Consider the following 20527-nt stretch of genomic DNA (forward strand, 5'->3'; position numbering starts at 1 on the left):
GAGGTCGCCGAGGCGCCCGGATCGCAAGGCGCGCCAGAGCGTCGCGTACCCAAGGCGGTACGCAAGCGAGGCGCAACGCGGCGAGCCGGGATGGATCGGGGGCCGAATGTAACATGATTTTTGAGACGCGACACTAGATCGGCCGCCGACCTCCCGCCCCGCCGCGCCTCGGCGGTGCGTCTCGTGGAGACGCGCCGTTTCGGCGTGCCTCGCGATTCGTGAGTGGTCGACGGCGGCCTGTTTTCCGCGACGCGCTGCCGGAGCTCGCTGCGTCCGTCGTGGAAAGCCGCCGTCTCAGCGGCTGCCGCGTCCTGGCATCCAATCGAGACAGAACCGCGCCAGGGCTTCGGCGGCGGCGCGGCATCCGGCCGGGTTGGCATGGACGTGATCGAAGAAGAGCGGCTCGGGGTGCTCCGTAAAGCTCTTCACGAGGTTCACGACCGGTACTCCCTGGCGGGCGCCGAAGGCTTCGACGAGCGGCTGGTAGATCACGAGCCGGTCGCCGCCGGAGCGCATCTGATTGGCGTACGGCCAAATCACCAGGACCAGCGGGATCCGGCGCGCGGAGCACTCGTCCCGCAGCCGCGACAGGGCGAACTGGAATTCCCGGGGCGACAAGCGCGGCCGCCTCGCGGCCGGAGAAGCGGCCGGCACCTCCCTCCGCGCGAGCTGCTTCAGTCCCCCGTACAGCCGGCTGGCCAGAAAAGGCTTCTCCCAGCGGCGAATCCGGAGCATCCAGGCGGTCTGGAAGTCGGAGCGCGAGCCCCACGAGTCGGCATCGTTGAATCCGAACGTCGCCAGCACCAGGTCGGGCCGGAGCGACGCAGCGTGCATCTCGAAGTAGCGAAGTCCCTGATAGGCGGTATAGCCGGGGACGCCGGCGTTGATCACCTCCACGCCGCCCGGGAGCTCCGCCCGCAGCCGCTGTTGCAGGATCGCCGGCCAGGTTTGATCGTCCTCCACTCCCAGGCCGAAGGTGGTGGAGTCGCCCAGGGCCAGGATTCTCAGGCCGCGCTTGGCGGGCGGGATCTCGGAGCCCCGCAGGCCGTCGTGGTTGGTCGAAACCGTGAACCCGATCGGGGTTTCGCGGATCCGTCCGGTGATCCGCCGGCCCTTCAAATCGGGCTTCAGCTTCCAGAAGAGGGCCGGGTCGGCGATCATGGTATCGTTCAGGGAAGGCAGGCCGAGAGTCTGGATGATCTGCTCGTGCTCGCGGTGGCGCGAGACGTCCGGGGGAGGGAAGACGAGGCGGGCGACTCCCTCGGCGACGGCGCAGAACAGGAGCAGCGAGACCATTGAGAAGAGGAGCTTCCGGGCAAGGCTCACGGCGCGATTATAGACTTCCGCCGCCATTCCGGAAATCCGGGGGAAGTCCGGGAGGTCCCGCCGCCTTCCCGCCGGGGCCGCCGATGGACGCGAGCCGGCCGGTTGGCTATGCTGCCGAATCCGATTCCCCGGAAGGGAACGCCAGCTCCCGCGGCGCGCGGGCGGAGAGCCTGAAGTGAGCGGAGGAGGAGGGCCCATGGCCGGCGACCCGGTTCTCTATATCGGCGAGAAGAACATCTCGTCCTGGTCGATGCGCGCCTGGCTCGGGATGCAGGTCAAGGGGCTGCGCTTCGAAGAGCGGACGATCGAGCTGCGGCGAGACCAGGATCGGCGCCGGCGGCGCGCCGTTTCGCCGACAGGGAGGGTGCCGGTGCTGCATCACGGCGATCGGATCGTCCCCGATTCGCTCGCCATCCTCGAGTACCTGGAGGAGACCTTTCCGCCGCCGCTGCATCCGCCTCTTTGGCCTTCCGCCTCTCAGCCGCGCGCCCACGCGCGCTGGCTGGCGGCCTCGATGCATGCGGGATTCGCGAAGCTGCGCGAAGGAATGTCTTTCAACCACTGTTTCCTTCCCGAGCCCCCGGCGCCGCCGCCGGAGGCTCGAGAGGAGGCGGCCGAGATGCTGCGATTTTTCGAGGACGCCCTGGAACGGAAGAACGCCCCGGGCGAATTCCTTTTCGGCGGATTCGGCGGCGTCGACGCGATGTTCGCCCCGGCGGTGGTGCGTCTCGTCTCGTTCGGCGTGCCGACGGCCGCGACGCCCCGGGCGGAAAGCTACCTCTCGGCGGTCCTGGGGCATGCGCCGGTCGAGCGCTGGCTGAAGGAGGCGCGCGCGCTGCCGCCGCGCGAGACCTATTGACCGCCGGGCGGCCGGACCAAGGGAAGAGGCGCTCCGTGAAGAAAAAATCGTCAGAGGACGCGCCGGGATTCCGGAAAGAGACCGATTCCCTCGGGGAGGTGCTCGTCCCGTCCGACGCCTACTTCGGGGCGCAAACGCAGAGGGCCGTGGAAAATTTCCCGATCAGCGGCATCCGGTTCCCGCGCCGCTTCGTCGAGGCCCTGGGGCGGATCAAGCGCGCCGCGGCGCGGGCCAACCAGGAGCTCGGCCTGCTCTCCCCGCGTCTCGCCGAAGCGATCGCGCAGGCGGCGACGGAGGTCGTGGACGGCAAGCTGGACGCGCATTTCGTCGTCGACGTCTTCCAGACCGGGTCGGGCACCTCGACGAACATGAACGCCAACGAGGTGATTGCGAACCGCGCGAACGAGATCCTGGAGGCCCCTCGGGGAGCGAAGACGCCCGTCCATCCCAACGACATGGTGAACCGCGGCCAGTCCTCGAACGACGTCATCCCGACGGCGATGCACCTCGCGTCGCTCCAGTCCCTGGAGGGCGACCTGCTGCCGCCGCTGCGCCGCCTCGAGAAGGCGCTGACGGCGAAATCGGAGGAGTTCGGCGGGATCGTCAAAATCGGACGGACGCATCTCCAGGACGCCACGCCGATCCTCCTCGGCCAGGAATTCTCCGGCTACGCCAGCCAGGTCGGTCATTCGATCCGGCGGATCGAAGCGCTGCGAAGTCCGCTCGGGGAGCTGGCCCTCGGAGGCACGGCGGTCGGGACCGGAATCAACACGCATCCCCGGTTCGCCGGCCTCGCGATCGAGCGCCTGGCCGCCGAGACGGGACTGCCTCTGCGCGAGGCGGAGAATCACTTCGAAGCGCAGGCGGCGAAGGACGCGATGGTCGAATCCTCGGGAGCGCTCCGCTCGGTCGCCACGAGCCTTTGGAAGATCGCGCAGGACTTGAGATTCCTCGCCAGCGGACCGCGATGCGGGATCGGGGAGATTGTCCTGCCGGCGACCCAGCCCGGCTCCTCGATCATGCCGGGCAAGGTGAACCCGGTAATGGCGGAGGCGCTCCTGCAGGCCTGCGCCCAGGTCCATGGCAACGACCTGGCGATCGTCGTCGCCGCGCAGGGCTCCAATTTCGAATTGAACGTCATGATGCCCGTCATGGCGCACAATTTCCTGCAGGGCGTCGCGATCCTGGGCAAGGCCGTCGACCTCTTCACGCGGAAGTGCGTGGAGGGGGTGCGGGCCGACGAGAGGCGCTGCGCCGAGCTGGTCGAGAAGAGCCTGGCGCTGGTGACGCCGCTGGCGTTGCGGATCGGCTACGACCGTGCCGCCGAGATCGCCAAGGAGGCGCACGCGACCGGGCGGAGCGTCCGGCAAGTGGCGCTGGAGAGAAAGGTCCTTCCCGAGGAGGAGCTCGATCGGGTCCTCGACCCGCGGCGGATGACCGGACCGCCGGCCGAAGGATGACCTGGAGCCCCAGCGCGCCTCTGCCGATCGGCGCGGCGGGCGGGAGGCGGCCCGCCGGGACGGCCGCCACGCGGGCGCGGAGCCGAAATGGGTTACGATGTCCGAGGCCGGGGCGGCGGCTTCCCGGGATCCCGAAAGGCCCGGCAGCCGGCGCGCCGCATGATTTCGCGACAGGAGGACCACGGTGAATCGTGGAGGCCGACAGCAGGTGGAACGGCTCCTGCGTGAGGCGCAGGATTCGTTCGGCCGCTGGGAGGTGATCAAGGATCTGATCGACGAGATGATCGACCTCTCGCTGAACTACCGCCAAAGCGGGCACCCCGGGGGCTCGCGCTCGAAAGTCCACGCTCTCGTCGCCACGCTGCTGTCGGGAGCCATGCGGTGGGACATCCTGCGCCCGTGGCGCCGGTTCTCGGATCGTTTCGTCCTCTCCGCCGGGCACACCGTGCCCCTCGTCTACGCCACGCTGGCGGTTCTGAACGAAGCGCTCCGCCTGCGTCATCGCAGGAGCCGCGAGAGCGCGTTCGCCTTCCCCGACGAAGGCCGGTTCGCGTTGACCTGGGAGGACCTGCTCGGCTTGCGGCGGAACCGGGGACTGCCGGGCCATGCCGAAATGGAAGGCAAGACGCTCTTCCTGAAATGGAACACCGGGCCCTCAGGGCACGGCATGCCGCCGGCGGCCGGCCAGGCTCTGGCGCTCAAGCGCGCCGGCGCGGGAGAAGTGAAGGTCTTCGTCATGGAAGGGGAGGGGGGGCTGACGCCGGGAGCCAGCCACGAGACCCGGAACTCGGCCTGGGGTCTGGGGCTGGACAACCTCGTCTTCCTGATCGATTGGAACGACTTCGGCATCGACGACAACGCGATTTCCTCCGTCGTCCACGGCACCCCGCCCGAATGGTTCGCCCCCTACGGCTGGCGGATCGTCGGCACCGAGCAGGGCTCGGAATGGGGGGAGACGACCCGCGTGATGCTGGAAGCCGCGCTGGGGGAGAATCGGGATCACGTCCCCTCCTGCGGCTGGTTCAAGACGCGCAAGGGGCGGGGCTATCTCGTCTATGACAACAAGTCCCACGGCACGCCGCACAAGATGAACAGCGAGAAGTTCTGGGAGCTGCGCCGGCAGTTCATGGACAAGTATGGGGTGAAATACGCGGGTTTCGGGGAAGGCGCGCCGGCCGGAGCGGCGGCCGTCCGGGGCCAGGCGGAGACGAATCTGGGCCGGGCGCTCGGCGTGATGCGCGATCAGGCAGGGCTCGTCGATTACCTCAGCGATCGGCTCGTCGAGCTGGCCGGGTCGGTCCCGGACGAGATCGACGGGTTTCGGCTGGGAGGCAGGCGGGCGACGATCTTCAACGATTCGAGACTCACCGATTTCCGTGCCTATCCCGCGTCGATCTGGGCGAAGCCGGGCGACTCGCAGCCGAACCGCGCGGCGCTCGCCGCCTGGGGTTCCTGGATCAACTCGTACGCCCGCCAGGAGTACGGCCGGCCCTTGTTCCTGGCGATGTCGGCCGATCTCGCCGCGTCGACCAACATCATCGGCTTTTCGAAGGGGTTCGAGGAAATCGAGGGATGGGGGTGGTACGAGCGCGACAAGAACCCCGAGGGAACCCTCCTGCCGCAGCAGATCACCGAGTTCTCGAACGCCGGAATCGCCGCCGGCGCGGCTTCGGTCAACCTCGCGGCGGATCCCCGGAACGAGTTCGACGGATTCTGGACGGCGTGCTCGACGTACGGATCCTTTTCGTATCTGAAGTACGGGCCGATGCGCCTGTTCAGCCAGCTGGCGCAGGACTGCGATCTCAAGGTCGGGAAAGTCATCTGGGTCGCGGGCCATTCCGGGCCGGAGACGGCGGAGGACTCGCGAACGCACTTCGGCATCTTCGCCCCGGGAGTCACGCAGCTCTTCCCGGAGGGCCACGTCATCGACCTGCACCCTTGGGAGTATAACGAGGTCCCGGTGGTGCTGGCGGCGGCGCTCGCCACGGACGCCCCGATCATCGCGCTGCACCTGACCCGGCCGAACATCACGATACCCGACCGGGCCGCGCTCGGCCTGGGCTCGCACTTCGACGCGGCGCGCGGCGCGTACATCCTGCGTGACTACAAGCCCGGCGTCCCGCGCGCCGGAACCGTGTTCGTGCAGGGCACGATGACGACCTACAATCTCCTCAAGGTGCTGCCGGCGCTGGACGAGGCGGGGATCAACGTCAAGATCATCGCCGCCATCAGCCCCCAGCTCTTTCGCTTGCAGGACGCCGCGTACCGCGAGCGGGTCTGCGCGGCGCCGGAGCGCTTGGACGCGATGGTGATCAGCAATCGGGCGCTGCGGGTGACGCGCGACTGGGTGGACAGCCCGATCGTGGCCGAATACTCCCTCACCTCCGATTGGGACGACCGATGGCGCACCGGAGGCACGGTCGAGGAGGTGATCGAAGAGGCGCACCTGTCTCCCGAGCACATCCGGCGCGGCATCGAGCGGTTCGCGCGCGAGCGCGGCAAGCGCCTGGCCGCCTATCGCAGCGTGCTCGAGGCGATGGAGCGCTGAGGAGCGGTGGGCGCCCCGGTCGCCGCGCCGCGCCGTCCCGCCCACAAGGCTCCAAGACTCCGAATCCCGCGGGGCGCAGGGGCGGCCGCTCTGGCGCTCTCCCTGGCGGCGTCGCAGGCGCTCGGCTCGGCGGCGATCATCCGGGAGGCCGGCGCCGTCGCGATTCTCGATCCTGGCGCGATCCCCGCCCGCAAGCCGGTCTTTCGCGAGGACGAGCTGCGGGAATTCCTCTCCAAGTTCATCGGATCCCCTTGCCGTCCCGAGGCGATCGGGGAAGCGCTCGCCGCGCGCTACCGGTTTCTCGGATACGTCCCCTCCGTCGACATCGCCTGCGATTCCGGGACGATTACCGCCGTCGTCCGGGAAAGCAACCAGACGATCGACTTGATCACGTTCGATCCGGCCGACCTTTCCCGGCTCGGCATCGCGCCTGATCCCGCTTTCCGTGAGAGCCGCGGCCTCTATCCGGTCCCGCGCGAGGCGCCTCGGGCCGTGCTGCTCGGCCTGTTGCAAACGCGCCCGGGCGATCTCTACAACTTCGAGCGGTATCGCGACGAGAACGAGGCGTTGCGGCGTCTCGGATACGCCATCGCGGTCATCCCGGGAACTCCCCGCGAGCTGGGCGGAATTCGGCGCGCGGCTTACCTGCTGATGAGCCTGCGGCCGGACACCCGCGGCGCGCGGACGCGCCGAAAAGCGAATTATTTCGGGGGAACCGGGACTTACGAGCCGCGGCAAGGAAGCTCGATCGGGCTTCTTTATCAGAGAGATTCCCTCCTCACGGCGCTCGATCGCCTCAGCGTCGCTCCGAGCTACAACGCCTCGGCCGGCGGGGAGCTCTCGTACCGGGCTCCTCTGCTGGCCCGCAAGGAGGCGCCTCGCCGCCTGTACGACTTGGATCTCGGCCTGTTCTCCAATTACCGGCACGACAGGTTGCTCCAGGGCGTCGAGACGGACGAAAGGCGCTCCGGGGCGGCGGCGACGATCGGCATGCGGCCGCTGGGGCTGGAAGCGCCCCACACGTTCCGCTTGAGCCTGGGGATCCGTCATGAGCGCACCGACTTGCAGGAAGCGATCCCCCCTCCCGGCGAGTCACGCCTCACGTTCCTCCGGCTCGGGGCGGAGTACGACTGGAGGCACATGGAGCGCTGGCCGAGTGTTTCGATCCGGATTGCGCCGGCGCTCGATTTCGCGTTCACCGCGCTGGGAGGGGAGCGCACGTTCGTGCGCGCCGGGTTCGACGGCAGGCTGCACCAGCGTTTCTCCGGGGCCGTAGAAGCCGATTTCCATTTGCTGGGCGGCTTCATCGATCGAGCGGTTCCGGCGACTGAGCTCTGGAGCCTCGGCGGGGCCGCGAGCTTGCGAGGATTTCGGGAAGACTCGTTCCTGGGCAGGCATTTCGCGGCTCTGCAGTCGGAGCTCTGGCTGCCTCTGTTCCGCAACGCGCCGCCGGCGGCCGGGAGCGCCGAGGAGCTTCCCGAGGAGCCATTCCGCCCCCGCCGGATCGCGCACCTGCTGAAAGGAGCCTTGTTCGCGGACACCGGAGAGGTCTCCGGTTCGGACGCGGGGGTGGAGCGAGCCGCCGGCGCCGGGGTGGGATTGCGGTTCCTGGTTCCGCGCCAGCCGCTCGTGATCCGCCTGGATTATGGCGCCGGGTTCGGAGCCCCCGGCGGGGACCGCCTTTTCTATCTGTCGCTCGCCCTCCACCGCTGAGTAACCATGTCCGATTTCGTCCAATCCAGCCCCCTGGGGCATGGTATAACTGCCGGCCAAGGAGCGACCATGATCCCGGATCCCGCAACGCTCGACGCCGAAGCCTGCTACCGCGCGGTGCGCAACCGGGACGGCCGGTTCGAAGGACGTTTCGTCATCGGCGTCACGACGACCGGCATCTATTGCCGTCCCGGCTGTCCGGCGAGAATTCCGGCGAGACGGAACATCCGCTTCCTGCCCGGCCCGGCGGCCGCCGAGCTGGCCGGCTTCCGTCCTTGCCGGAGGTGCCGCCCCGACGCCTCGCCCGACTCCGCCGTGTGGAAAGGGACGGGTGCGACGATCGCCCGCGCGTTGCGGCTGATCGACGAGGGGGCGCTCGACCGGGGCGGAGTCGAAAGGCTGGGCGCGCAGCTCGGGATGGGCGCGCGGCATCTCCGCCGTCTCTTCCTGGAGCGCCTCGGCGCCCCTCCGAAGGCGGTCGCCCTGACCCGCCGGGCGCACTTCGCCCGCCAGCTGATCGAAGAGACCGATCTCCCGATGTCGGCCGTCGCGGCGGCGTCGGGATTCGGCAGCATCCGGCGCTTCAACGGCGCCATGAGCCGGACGTTTCGTTGCGCGCCGCGCGAGTTCCGCCGCGCCGCCCCACGCGTCCGGGCGACGGAGCCTCTCACGCTTCGCCTGCCGTACCGCGCTCCTCTCGATTGGGAGTCGCTCCTGGCGTTTCTGGCGGGGCGCGCCATCCCCGGCGTCGAAGCGGTGGCCGGGGGCCGCTACCGGCGCACGATACGCTCGGCCGCGGGACCGGCGACGATCGAGGTCGGCCCCGCGGCGGGATCGCCGGAAATGCTTCTGCGCGTCGGGGCTCCGCCCGGCGCGGATCTCGAGCGCATCGTGCGGCGCGTCCGCCGTCTCCTGGATCTGGATTGCGATCCGGTGCGGATCGGCCAGGATCTGGGAACCGATCCGATGCTCGCCCCGATCGTGCGCGCCCACCCGGGATTGCGGGTCCCCGGCTGCTGGGACGGGTTCGAGATGGCGGTTCGCGCGGTGCTGGGCCAGCAGGTGAGCGTCCGAGCGGCGTCGACGATGGCGGGACGGCTCGCCGAGGCGTTCGGCGATCCCCTTCCCGCGGCGCAAGAGGGTTTGACGCGCCTCTTTCCGCTCCCGGAGATCCTGGCCCGCGCCGATCTGTCCCGCCTCGGTCTGCCCGGCGCGCGCTCGCTCTGCCTCACCGCGCTCGCGCAGGCCGTCGCGGCCGGGTCGCTTCCCCTGGACGGATCGGCATCGCTTCCGGGGGCTCTGACGCGCCTCATGGCGCTGCCGGGGGTGGGACCGTGGACGGCCCATTACGTCGCCATGCGCGCTCTCGGGGAGCCGGACGCGTTTCCAGCCGAGGACTTGGTCCTGAAGCGGGCGATGGGCCTGGAGGGAGATCGCCTGCTGAAGCGGGCTGAAAGGTGGCGCCCCTGGCGGGCCTATGCAGCCGTGCATCTCTGGCGCCGCCATGCCGGCGCCGCGCCCAAGCCGGCGAAGAAGCCCCGGCGGAGATCGCGATGATCGTTCAAAGGTCGGTCCTGAGGACGCCGATTGGCCGTCTGACCCTGTACGCGAAGGGCGGCGCGCTGGCCGCCGTCTTCTTCGAGAAAGGCGAGGAGCAGGAGCGGCTCCGCTTCACGCGCCGGCTGGGGGAAGTCCGCATCGAAACCCATCCCGATCCGGCCGGGGCCGTCGCGGCGCTGCGGGACTATTTCGCAGGAGATCTGGGGGCGCTCGATCGGATCCCGGTCGTTCCGGCGGGGACCGAATTCCAGCGCGCCGTCTGGTCGGCGCTCCGAGAAATCCCGGCGGGCGCGACGATGTCGTATTCGGGGCTGGCGGCCCGGCTGAACCGGCCTTCGGCCGTGCGCGCGGTGGGCGCCGCGAACGGCGGCAACCCCGTCCCGGTCGTCATTCCATGTCACCGCGTGGTCGCCGCGAACGGCGCGCTCTGGGGGTACGGGGGCGGTCTGGCGATCAAGAGGTGGCTCTTGACCCACGAGAAGGCGCTGCCGCGCGGCGTCGAAAGGGTCCCGGCAAGTCCGAGGCTCGACGGGGAGCGACCCCCTCGGCTTCCCTTTGAAGCGTGATCCCGCCGCCGCGTCGCTTATGGGACCGCCGAGGGACCAGGGCCCGGGCCCGAATCGAGCCGGCCGAAACGGAGTGCGGCCCCGCGCGCCGCGCGCCGCGGGTGCCGCGTCCCGCTCCCACACCAGCCCGATGAAGAGCCGCTCCGTCGCAGGCCTCGGCCTGGCGGGGATCGCCTTCCTGGCGATCGCCTTGCTCCTGGCGGCGCTTTCCTTCCGGCAGGTCGGAAATCCCGACACCGGCTTTCATCTCCGGGCCGGGGAATCGATCCTCTCGGGGAACGGCTGGCCCGTCACCGACACCTTCACCTTCACGCTGCGGGGGCACCCGTATGTGGACACCAGCTGGGGCTATCAAGTCCTGGCGGCGGCGGTCTTGGGGGCGGGCGGCGTCCAGGGCCTCGTCCTTTTCCACGCGTTTCTGATCCTCGCCGCCTTCACGATCCTCTGGCGGACGACGCGCCTGGAAGCGGCCGATCGGCTGTCCTTCGCGGCGTTTCTCCTCCTCGGCATTCTGGCCTCGGAGATGCGGTTCGAGGCGCGCCCCGAGCTGCTCTCCTACGCCTTCCTCGCCGTCGTCCTGCATCTGCTCCACCGGCATGCCCACGGGAGGCCGGCCCCTCTCTGGCTCCTGCCGCTAATTCACCTGATCTGGGCGAATTCCCATAGCCTCTTCATCCTGGGATGGGGAGCCTTGGCGTGCTTCCTCGTCGGATTGCGAATCCGGGACGGCCAAGTCGATCGCCGGCTGCTGGGCACGAGCGCCGGGTCCGTGGCGGTGACGTTGCTGAATCCCTACGGGTGGCGCGGGGCTCTGTTTCCGTTCACCCTGGCGACCCGGCTCCGCCCGGGCAATGCCTTCGCGGACTCGATCGGGGAGTTCGTCTCCCCGTTCCGGCTCCAGATCCCCGAGGCATTCCCTTTCTATCCCAAGCTTCCCATCTTCTCCTTCAGGATTCTGGCCGTCCTGCTCCTCCTAAGCTTGCCGCTGCTCTTCCGAAGAAAGCGATGGGATCTTCTGATCCTGGCGCTGGCCTATTTCCCGCTCGCCGCCGGAATGATCCGCAACATGCCGATTCTGGTCCTGGTCGCGCTGCCGGGGCTGGTTTGGTCCTTGCCGGCGGAGGGGCTGATCGCCCGCGCCGGCCGGGGAGAAACGGCGAAATCGAGGATCCGGAAGGCCCTCTTCTGCCTGCTCGCGCTGTTGGCGCTCGCCCTCGGACTGCGCGTCGTCCACGACTCGTACTACGTTGCCGCCCGCCGGCCGACGCGCTTCGGGCTCGGCTGGAATCGCCTGATTCTTCCTCTCGACGCCGCGGAGTTCGCGGTGCGGGCCGGGCTCCGTGGGCGGATGCTCAACCACCTCAATTTCGGGGGGACGCTGCTGTGGGCCCTTCCCCAGCCGGTTTTCATCGATGGGCGGCTGGAGGTCGTCGGCGAGGAGTTCTACGAGGAATACCGAAGGCTCTTCGATTCGGAGGACGCCCTCGAGGAGGCGGTAGGACGTTACGATCTTCGTTGGGTCGTCTTCCCCTACGCCACCAACCCGGCGGCGCTGGGCCGCATGAGCCGCGATCCGCGATGGACGCTGGCCTACGTGGACGGATTATCGGTGATCTTCGTCCGGCAGGAGGATGCCGGCTCGCTCGTGGATCCGCGGCTGCCGTCTCGAATCGGAGAAGCTCCCGGCCGCCAGGACTTCCGCTCCCTCCCGGGACTGGGGGGGCCGCCCCGCCCGGGCCGGCTCGGGGGATGGCTCGCGGGGCTCGTCCGGCGGGAGCGCTACCCCTCCGAGGATTTCGGCCTCGGGCTCTTCCACTTCTACCGCGGCGAGCCGCTTCGGGCCGAGCGCCGGTTCTGCGAAGCGATCCGAAAAAGCGGCGGCGCCTATTTCGAGATGTACGCCGACCTCGCCGCCGCCTTGTACCGCCAGGGGCGCATCGAAGAGGGCCGAGCCTGCGACCGGGTGGTCCTGGAGGCCGATCCCGGCAATCGCCTGGCCCTCGAAAGGCTCTCGACCCACGCCGTCCCGACCCGCAGATAACCCCAAGGAATGACCGAAACTCGCTTTGGAGACAAAGGGTTGCCTCCTCGGTTGCGCCGCGCGGAGAGGGAGCTTGCTGGAGGGATCGCCGGACCCTATATTCCCAGGGGTCTGGAGGTGTCCCCTGAGTCTGTCGCGCTGGCGCAAAGCGACGCTGGAAGGAGCGCTCGTGCTGGTGGCGTGCCTCGCCGCGCTCGCCTGGCAGAGCTCCCGTCAAAAAGCCTCGCGGCAGGCCGATTTGGACCGCGAAACCCGTGTCGTGGCGAGCCAGGTGGCGAGCCGGATCCGCGGGGGCCTGGAAAAGCAGCTGATCAGCCTCCAGCAAATGGCGAATTTCTGGGCGAACAGCGAGGAGGTCACGCACCAGGAGTTCGAGAGCTTCGCCTCGACCACCTTCCGGCTCATTCCGCTTTGCCTGAGGATCAGCGCCATCGACTCGACGCTGAAGGTCCGGTGGGTCTATCCCGTGGAGATCAACCGCGCGCTCGTCGGCTTCGACGTCCGGACGCATGCTCGCGGCTACGAGACGCTGCTCCGCGCCCAGCAGGCGGCGGCGCCGGTCCTCTCGGCTCCGCTGAACCTGATCGGCGGCGCCCAAGGCTTCGTGCTCACCGTGCCGATCTTCCACCGGGGAGAGTTCCAGGGAGCGATCGTCGGGTCGTTCCGCAGCGCCGATTTCTTCGAGGCGCTGTTCCATCCGCAAGTCCTCGCCAGCTACGACGAGATGGTGCTGGACTTGGGGACGCCGCTTTACGCCAGCGGGAGCTTCGGCTCCTCGAAGACCCCGAGCTCGGCGCCCACGGAGAGATTCACCCTGGGGGGCCGGACGTGGGAGATCTGGGTGAAACCCCGGCCCGAAGTGATCGATCGGCGCCTGAGCTCCGGCCAGGTCGCGTTCTGGCTCCTCGGATCGATCCTGGCGTTGGTGGCGGCGGGGGCGGCTTGGGCGCGCAGCTATCGGGGGACGAAGGAGGCCCTGCGTCTCAGGAGCCAAGGGGCGGCCTTGCAGGAGACCCGGGTCCGGCTCGACGACGCGAATCGGCAGCTCGTCCAGTCGGAGAAGATGGCCGCGATGGGAGAGCTGGTCGCGGGAGTCGCGCAGGAAGTGAACAACCCTCTGACCAGCATCATGGGGTACACGCAGCTGGCCCTGAGCCGGAATCCTTCCCCCGAGATTCGCAGGTACCTCGAGACGGCCTGCTCGGAGACCGAAAGGGCCGGGAAGATCGTCCGCAACCTCCTCGCCTTCGCCCGCCGGCAGCCCCCCGAAAAAAAGCTCCTGGGCTTGAACGGAATCATCGGCAAGACCTTGGAGATCAAGTCCTATTCGTTCAAGACGAACGCCATCGAGGTCTCCCAGGATCTCGATCCGGACCTTCCGTTGACGATGATCGATTTCCAACAGATGCAGCAGGTGCTCCTCAATCTGCTCAACGACGCCGAGCAGGCGATGCTCGAGACGGGACGGGGCGGGAAGCTGCACGTCGGCACCCGGCGGGCCGGGGACCGCATCGAGGCGCGCCTGACGGACAGCGGCCGCGGCATTCCGGAGGAGATACGCGACCGCATCTTCGAGCCGTTCTTCACGACGAAGAAGGAGGGGAGCGGCCCGGGGCTGGGACTCTCCCTGTGCTACGGGATCCTGCAGGAGCACGGGGGATCGATCCGCGCCGAGAGCGCGAGGGGCGGAGGGACGACGTTCGTCCTCGATCTCCCGATCGCCCGCGGCGAGGAAAAGCGCCCCGCGCCGGCGGCGGATCTCTCCGGCGCGCCCGGCCGCCTCCGGGTCCTCGTCGTCGACGATGAGCCGAGCCTTCAGGCATTCCTGGTCGAGCTCCTCGGCTCGATGGGCCACAGCGCCGACACCGCCTCCGACGTTCCCGAGGCCGTGAGGAAGATCTCGGGAAACGGCCATGACCTCGTGATCACCGACATGAGAATGCCGCGGGGGACCGGCAAGGACGTCTATCGCGCCGTGATGGAAAAATCGCCTCGCCTTGCACGGCGGGTGATCTTCACGACGGGCGACGGAGAAACCGGCGAGATCCGGCAGTTCTTCCAGGAGACCGGCAACGAGATCCTGATGAAGCCCTGGAAGATCGAGGAAATCGAGCAGGCGATCGCGAAGGCCATGAGGAACTGATTCACTCCCGCCCGCCCCCCGGGCAGCCCTCCGCACCCGCCCGCCATTGACGCGCCTGGTGAAATCCAAGAGAATCGACGGCCACGTGCCCTTCCGGAGGAGGAACCGTGGAACTTTCCGCCCGGCTGACGCAGCTTCGCACCGGCTTTTCCAGGACGTTCTGGATCGCGAACACGCTGGAGCTCTTCGAGCGCCTCGCCTTCTACGGCTCCAAAGCGATCCTGGCCGTCTACCTGGTCGAGAAGGTGGGCCTCGGCACGACCGGCAACACGCTGGTCGGACTATACGGTTTCGCCATCTTCTTTCTTCCGATCCTGGCGGGGACCGTGGTCGACCGATACGGCTTCAAGAAGAGTCTCGCCGCCTGTTTTACCATTTTCTCCCTGGGCTATTTTTCGGTGGGGCTCGCGGGGCTTTCGGCGGGGCGCCGGATCGTGGAGTCGGTCGGGAGCCTGCCCTACGTGGTCGGCGCCCTACTCCTGACGGCGATCGGCGGCTCGCTCATCAAGCCCTGCATCGTCGGAGTCGTCGCCCGCACGACGACCGAGACCACGAAGTCGCTCGGCTATTCGATCTATTACACGCTGGTGAACCTGGGCGGAGCGCTGGGGCCGGTGCTCGCGCTGCAGGTACGCGAGGGACTGGGGATCGAGTACGTCCTCGTCATGTCGGCGCTCGTGTCGCTCGCCAACCTGCTGGCCACCTTGGTCTTTTTCAAGGAGCCCGGCCTCGTCGGCCAGGCCGGGCCGCGACGGACCTTCGGTCGGGTGCTCCGCGACATGTTCGTCGTCTTCGGGAACTTCCGGTTCATCAGCTTCCTGATTATCTTCTCGGGCTTCTGGATCATGTTCTGGCAGATCTTCTTCTCGCTACCGTTCTACGTGCGGGACGTCCTGCATTTCCCTCGCTTCGAATGGTTCGAAACGGTGGGTCCTTGTGTGATCATCACCATGACGGTTCCGGTGACGGCGCTGATGAAGAAGATCCGGCCAATCACGGCGATGACAATGGGTTTCGCAGTGGCCAGCGCCTCGTGGCTCTTGGTCGCCGCGTCGCCGACCATCCCTCTGACCGTCTTCGCCATTGCCTGCTTTGCGCTCGGCGAGGCGATGCAGGCGCCGCGGTTCTACGAATACGTCGCCGACCTGGCGCCGAAGGAGCAGGTCGGCACGTTCATGGGGTTCGCCTTCCTGCCGGTCGCAGTCGGGTCGCTGGTGGGGGGCTGGCTTTCAGGCTGGCTCGTGCAGCACTACCTGAAGGAGGGCGGGAGACGGCCCGAGGGGATGTGGATCGTCTTGGCCGTCATCGGCCTGATCTCGACCCTCCTGATGATCGCGCACGACCGGTTCTTCAGCGATCGAAAACCGGCGAAGCCTTCCCCCCCCGCGCTCTCCTGAGCGCCGATGCCGAAGCTCCGGCGCCTTTTCCAGCCGACGCTCACGGATCTCTTGGGACTCCTCCTGCTGGTTCTGGTCATCGTCACGGGGAGCCGGCGGCTCTTCGGCGACGCCGACGTGGCGACCCACGTGGCGACGGGGCGGTGGATCCTCGACCATCGGAGCGTCCCGACGACCGATCCCTTCCCGGGGCCTTTCCAGGGCCACGAGTGGTTCGCCCACGAATGGCTCACCGACCTCCTGATGGGCGCCATCCACGCCGCCGCCGGGTGGCCGGGGATCGTCTGGCTCTCCGCGCTCCTGATCGCCGCGGCGCACGTCATCCTCTACCGGCACCTCCTGCGCCGCGGCGACGACGCGGTCGCCGCCTTCGGGGCGACGATGGCCGCCGCTTCGACCGCCAGCATGCACTGGCTCGCCCGCCCGCACCTGGTGACGGTGCTGTTCCTCGTGATCTGGACGGCCGTGCTGGAGGGAGTGACGCGTGGCGCGCTGCCGCCGCGCCGCCTCTTCCTCCTGCCGCCGCTGGCCCTGCTCTGGGCGAACCTCCACGGCGGGTTCCTGATGGCCCTGGTGATCCTCGGCTGCTACGGAGCGGGGGTCGTCATTCAGATGGCGCTGAGCCGGGGGAGCCGACGCGAGCCCGTCCGGCCGCCCGGGCTCGCTTCCTGGACGATCGTAACGCTCCTGACCGCGGGCGCGGTCCTGATCAACCCCTGGGGCTACCGGCTGCCGCTGCACGAAATCGCCTACATCGCTTTGCACGGTGAGGCGATTGCCCACACGGCGGAGTTCGAGTCTCCCAGCCTGCTGGATCGCGCCGGGGTGGCGACGGCCGGATTCCTTGTGCTCTGCCTGGCCGGTCTCGCACTGGGCCTGGTCGCAGCGAGGCGTGCGCAACGCCGCGGCGGCCCCCACTGGACCACCCGGTTCCACCCGGGCACGCTCCTCGCGTTCCTGGTGACGACCGCCATGGCCTTACGCTCGATCCGGCACGTCGAGCTCATGGTGATTTTCGGGGCCATCCTTCTCGCCGATGGGGTCTCGATCGGGATCGCGCAGAAAGCACCCCGGGACCTGCAAGCGCTGCTGGAGCCCTGGCGCCGCCGCGAGCGCCGAGCGGGAGGAGGGTGGTTTCTCGCGGGTCTTCTGATCGCGGCTCTTCTCGCGGTGAGCGGCCGTTTTCCGGAATCGGGGTTCGACGCATCGCTCTTCCCGGTGAAGCAGGTCCGGGCGCTGCGGGAGACGGGCGTGAGGCCTCGAGGCCCCGTGTTCACCCCCGACGTCTGGGGAGGCTATCTGCTGCTCGAGTGGCCTGAAGCGCCGATCTTGGTGGACGGCCGCTGGGACATGCGCGGCGACGCTTTCTACCTGCGATATGTCGGCACGCTGGGGGCGGGGCCGGGATGGGCAACGAACCTGGCCGAGGATCGCGTCGATTGGGTCCTGGTTCCCCCGGAAGCTCCGCTCGCGCGGGCCCTTCACGCCAGCCCGGAATGGGACTTCCGGGGCGGCGACGCCACCGCGGAAGTGTTCCAGCGGAAGCCGGAAGCGGCCGGCCCGGACTCCCGGTGAGCGACCGGCGACACAAACTTCCCACGATCGCATTCTAGTTTGGGATCGGCCCGATCCCGATGGAGGAGACCATGGCTGACGAGCGATGGACGGACCTCGGCCCCGCCGGAAGCTTCGAAGAGGGGACGGTGAGGGTGGCGACCGCCGGGACGGTCCGGCTGGCGGTGAGCTGTCGAGAGGGAGAATTCGGCGCCCTGTCCAATGCCTGCAATCACGTCGGAGGTCCCCTGGGACAGGGGCGGCTGGACGGAGAGTATCTGGTGTGCCCGTAGCACGCCTGGAAATTCCACTTCCAGACCGGAGCCGGCGAGCCGGGATTCGAGGAAGATCAGGTTCCGGCCTATCGAGTCGAAGTCCGCGAAGGGCGTCTGTTCGTGGACCTGCAATCCGCGACGCCGCGCCGGAAGAAGCCTCACACGCCCCACCCGCTCGAGCGTCCGGTCGTCCGGGCCGAGGGCCGGATTCGGGTGGCCGGGCTCTCGACCACCGCCATGGACCGGGACAATCCGCGCTACTCGACGTCCGAGGCGCTGCTTGCGGAGGCGCTCGAGCACGCCGGATCGACGCTGCAGTGCGAGACGCGGCTCATCCAGCTGGCTCGACTCCGTTTCCGAAACTGCGAGGGGTACTACTCCAAGAGCGCCCGCGCGTGCACCTGGCCATGCTCGATCACGCAAATGGACGAGCGGGACGAGATGACCGAAGTCTACGAGGCGCTCATCCACTGGAGCGATGTAGTACTCCTTGCCACGTCGATCCGCTGGGGGGCGGCGAGCTCCATCTACTACAAGATGGCGGAGCGGCTGAACTGCGTCCAAAACCAGACCACCATCCGGGATCGAGTCCTGATCCGCAACAAGGTTGCGGCGTTCATCATCACCGGCGGGCAGGACAACGTGCAGGCCGTGGCCGGACAGCTCCCTGGGTTCTTCGCGGAGCTGGGTTTTCGGTCCCCCCGGTTTCCGTACATTGCCCACTCCCGGGGATGGTCGGCCGAAGACATGGAGAACAACGTGCTCGAAGTCCAGGAGAGTGAAGAGCTGCGGGCGGGGGCGCGCCAGCTCGCGGTCCGGGCGGCAACGCTGGCCCGGACTCTGATCGAGAGCGGACGGGCGGCCGAGAAGACCGCGCGGGGCGGGCGCAAAGCCCATGCTTTCGAGATGGAGAAGCCGGCTCCGCGCCCTCAGAGGTAACCGAGCGCCTTCAGCTCGCGGAGCATCTCGTCGTTCAGCTCCTGGCGGGGAAAGCGGCCGGTCTCTCCGGGCATTTCGGACGAGAGAGCATCCAGCGCGTCGCGCATCCTGGAGAGGGCGCCTGGATCGGTCTGGGCCCGGTCGTTACGCTCGCCCGGATCGCCGGTGAGATCGAAAAGCGATTCGCTTCCGGACCGGTGGTCCCGGATGATCTTCCAGTCCTGACCGCGGAGAGAGGAAAGCTGGACCCGGGTTCCCGATTCAAGGGGGGCGTCGGGCAGCCACACCTCCGAATAAGCCACGGCGGCTCTCGGTGCCGCCGCCCGGCCCTCACGGCCGGGATCGATCCGGGCCAGGAGGCCGCTGAGCTCGGGCGGCGGGCTCCAGCGGATCCCCAGGTAGCCCAGGAGCATCGCGAAGATTCCGCGGGTCTCGACGACCTCGGCCACCTCCCTTTTGGCGCCGGGCGTCCCGGGCAGCGCCACGACCAGCGGGACGTGAATCGCCTCCTCGTACAAAGTGGTGGTGTGGCTCAGGCCGCCGTGCTCCATGAACTCCTCTCCATGATCCCCGACCACGACGACGGCCGTCTTCGCGTCGAGCCCCTGGTCCTTCAGCTCCCGGAGGAGCCGGCCGATTTGAGAATCGGTGAAGGCGATCTCCTCGTCGTACAGATCCTTCAGATAGCCGACGTCCGCCGGGGAGAGCCGGTGGCGATTCTTCAGGAGGTTGTCGATGCTCAGGCGATCGCGCCGCAGCCAGCCCCGATAGCCGTGCGCGAAGCTCCATCCGGGATGATGGCGGTATTCGAAGTGAGGATCGAAATAATGAACGAACAGGAAAAAGGGGCTGCCGCCGCGCCGGCGGAGGAACCGCAGCGACTCCTCCGTCACCGAGCCCGACGTGATCGCCCAATGCCCGCGGGCGTTGTCTTCCTGGAAGGAGTCGACTCCCTGGGCGAACCCGGCCCGAGAGTCGACGTACCAATGGCTCACCACGGCCCCGGTCCGGTAGCCGGCCTCGCGCAGGATCTCCGGGAGGGTCGCGTCGGCCGGCCGCAAGGCCCCCCAATAGGAGACCGCCCCGTGCTGCCGCGGATAAAGCCCGGTGAGGATCGAGCCGAATGCCGGCTTGGTCCAGGGCGCCTGGGAGATGGCGTTCCGGAAGATCGTGCCGCGGCGGGCCAGCGACCGCAGGGAAGGGGTCAGGTCCCGCGTTCCCGGAGGCGGCGGGTCGAGCGAGACGTGATCCCAACGGAGGGTGTCGATGCCGATCAGGACGACGTTCTCCGGGCGGGCGGCGCGCAGCTTGCCGGCGGGAAGACAGCTCACGGCGATCCCGAGCGCGGCGGCGAGCGCCGGACCCGCCGCGAGAAGCAGGCCGGCCGGCCGGAGGCCGGAGGACGCGTGGCGCGACGCCGCCTCCCAGGCGAGCAAGCCGGCCCAGATCGTCATGGCTATCAGAACCGCGGGACGGGACAGAATCGCGTAATCGGAGCGGTGGGGGGCGAAGACGATGCAGGCCGTGAGAGCCGGGAGGGCCGCCAGCACGAGGAAGCGGTGGACGGCGAAAGCGGCGGGCAGCCGCCGGGAGACCGCGAAGAGACCGCCCCAGAGAAACGCCGCTCCCGTCACGAAGAAGATCAGTGAGTTCGAGACGCTGTCACGGCGGAGCGCGTAGACCGCCAGGATCAGCAGCGCTCCCGAGCCGGCGGCGAGAAGAGGGAGGACGGCGCCGGAAGCGAAAGTCGTCCCTTCACGATGGAAGAGCCCGGCCCGGGGGAAGCGCCCGACGACGGCGCGCCCCAGTCCGCGAAGCAGAAGGCACGCCAGGGCGAAAAGGAGCCCGGCGAGCAGGGCCTGGAGAATCGCCTGACGCAGCGTCAACAGCGCGTTGCGGAAAAAGCCGAGGGAAACGTAGCGATTCTCGCCGATGCGCGCCGCGGCGATCGCGAATCCGGCCAGGAGGGAGGTCGAGACGGAGATCAGGACGAGGTCGAGGGTTTCGAATCCCCTTCTTCTGCCCGGCCCCGGATCGTTCATCGGCTCGTCGCGCGCTCCCACGCGCCGGCGGGGCCGTTTCGGCGCGGGAGCAGGGGCGAAACGGCGCGGCGCGCGGCGAGTTTCGCAGGTCGCCTCTTCCCGTG

At 68.6% G+C, this 20527-nt stretch carries 14 protein-coding genes; 12 read left to right on the forward strand and 2 right to left on the reverse strand.

Annotation, left to right across the window (positions count from 1 at the left end):
* Positions 1 to 294: 294 nt before the first annotated feature.
* A complete protein-coding gene (locus VGR67_05285; GenBank protein HEV8335809.1) occupies positions 295 to 1353 on the reverse strand; it encodes an SGNH/GDSL hydrolase family protein in 1059 nt (352 codons plus the stop codon).
* Positions 1354 to 1522: 169 nt separating this feature from the next.
* Here VGR67_05285 and VGR67_05290 point away from each other — a divergent pair, with 169 nt between their 5' ends.
* The 12 genes from VGR67_05290 to VGR67_05345 all read left to right on the forward strand — a co-directional run bounded on the left by VGR67_05290 (position 1523) and on the right by VGR67_05345 (position 18381).
* Positions 1523 to 2185 (forward strand): glutathione S-transferase family protein, encoded by a 663-nt coding sequence (locus VGR67_05290; protein ID HEV8335810.1) that lies wholly within the window; start codon positions 1523 to 1525, stop codon positions 2183 to 2185.
* Between the two features lie 35 nt (positions 2186 to 2220).
* A complete protein-coding gene (locus VGR67_05295) occupies positions 2221 to 3645 on the forward strand; it encodes a class II fumarate hydratase (protein ID HEV8335811.1) in 1425 nt (474 codons plus the stop codon).
* Between the two features lie 184 nt (positions 3646 to 3829).
* Positions 3830 to 6193, forward strand: coding sequence for a transketolase (locus VGR67_05300; protein ID HEV8335812.1), 2364 nt, complete (start codon positions 3830 to 3832; stop codon positions 6191 to 6193).
* A 6-nt stretch (positions 6194 to 6199) separates the two neighbouring features.
* On the forward strand, positions 6200 to 7906 hold the full coding sequence (locus VGR67_05305) for a BamA/TamA family outer membrane protein (protein HEV8335813.1): 1707 nt from the start codon (positions 6200 to 6202) through the stop codon (positions 7904 to 7906).
* 69 nt (positions 7907 to 7975) lie between these two features.
* Positions 7976 to 9463 carry an AlkA N-terminal domain-containing protein gene (locus VGR67_05310; protein ID HEV8335814.1) on the forward strand — a complete coding sequence of 496 codons (1488 nt, stop codon included), beginning with the start codon at positions 7976 to 7978 and terminating at the stop codon, positions 9461 to 9463.
* The gene (locus VGR67_05315; GenBank protein ID HEV8335815.1) at positions 9460 to 10032 is read left to right on the forward strand and encodes a methylated-DNA--[protein]-cysteine S-methyltransferase; all 573 of its coding nucleotides are present in this window, start codon (positions 9460 to 9462) and stop codon (positions 10030 to 10032) included. Before VGR67_05310 ends, VGR67_05315 begins: the two co-directional genes overlap by 4 nt.
* 73 nt (positions 10033 to 10105) lie before the next feature.
* Positions 10106 to 12073 carry a hypothetical protein gene (locus VGR67_05320; protein HEV8335816.1) on the forward strand — a complete coding sequence of 656 codons (1968 nt, stop codon included), beginning with the start codon at positions 10106 to 10108 and terminating at the stop codon, positions 12071 to 12073.
* A gap of 73 nt (positions 12074 to 12146) precedes the next feature.
* Positions 12147 to 14216 carry an ATP-binding protein gene (locus VGR67_05325; GenBank protein ID HEV8335817.1) on the forward strand — a complete coding sequence of 690 codons (2070 nt, stop codon included), beginning with the start codon at positions 12147 to 12149 and terminating at the stop codon, positions 14214 to 14216.
* Between the two features lie 107 nt (positions 14217 to 14323).
* Positions 14324 to 15613, forward strand: a complete 1290-nt coding sequence (locus VGR67_05330) for an MFS transporter (GenBank protein ID HEV8335818.1) — start codon at positions 14324 to 14326, stop codon at positions 15611 to 15613.
* A 6-nt stretch (positions 15614 to 15619) separates the two neighbouring features.
* Positions 15620 to 17188, forward strand: a complete 1569-nt coding sequence (locus tag VGR67_05335; protein HEV8335819.1) for a hypothetical protein — start codon at positions 15620 to 15622, stop codon at positions 17186 to 17188.
* A gap of 71 nt (positions 17189 to 17259) precedes the next feature.
* Positions 17260 to 17460 (forward strand): Rieske 2Fe-2S domain-containing protein, encoded by a 201-nt coding sequence (locus VGR67_05340; GenBank protein HEV8335820.1) that lies wholly within the window; start codon positions 17260 to 17262, stop codon positions 17458 to 17460.
* Positions 17461 to 17562: 102 nt separating this feature from the next.
* Complete coding sequence (locus VGR67_05345) at positions 17563 to 18381, forward strand: NAD(P)H-dependent oxidoreductase (protein HEV8335821.1); 819 nt, start codon at positions 17563 to 17565, stop codon at positions 18379 to 18381.
* Here the strand turns inward: VGR67_05345 and VGR67_05350 are convergent.
* Positions 18372 to 20423, reverse strand: coding sequence for a sulfatase (locus VGR67_05350; GenBank protein ID HEV8335822.1), 2052 nt, complete (start codon positions 20421 to 20423; stop codon positions 18372 to 18374). The two genes, VGR67_05345 and VGR67_05350, sit on opposite strands and share 10 nt — an antisense overlap.
* Positions 20424 to 20527: the final 104 nt, after the last annotated feature.

This window comes from Candidatus Polarisedimenticolia bacterium, assembly GCA_036004685.1.
Lineage (GTDB): Bacteria > Acidobacteriota > Polarisedimenticolia > Gp22-AA2 > AA152 > DASYRE01.

Bases quoted from the DNA above. Each gene is read 5' to 3' on its own strand.
- VGR67_05340 (HEV8335820.1), top strand. From the start codon at position 17,260: ATGGCTGACGAGCGATGGACGGACCTCGGCCCCGCCGGAAGCTTCGAA.
- VGR67_05335 (HEV8335819.1), top strand. From the start codon at position 15,620: ATGCCGAAGCTCCGGCGCCTTTTCCAGCCGACGCTCACGGATCTCTTG.
- VGR67_05285 (HEV8335809.1), bottom strand. From the start codon at position 1,353: ATGGCGGCGGAAGTCTATAATCGCGCCGTGAGCCTTGCCCGGAAGCTC.
- VGR67_05315 (HEV8335815.1), top strand. From the start codon at position 9,460: ATGATCGTTCAAAGGTCGGTCCTGAGGACGCCGATTGGCCGTCTGACC.
- VGR67_05350 (HEV8335822.1), bottom strand. From the start codon at position 20,423: ATGAACGATCCGGGGCCGGGCAGAAGAAGGGGATTCGAAACCCTCGAC.
- VGR67_05290 (HEV8335810.1), top strand. From the start codon at position 1,523: ATGGCCGGCGACCCGGTTCTCTATATCGGCGAGAAGAACATCTCGTCC.
- VGR67_05310 (HEV8335814.1), top strand. From the start codon at position 7,976: ATGATCCCGGATCCCGCAACGCTCGACGCCGAAGCCTGCTACCGCGCG.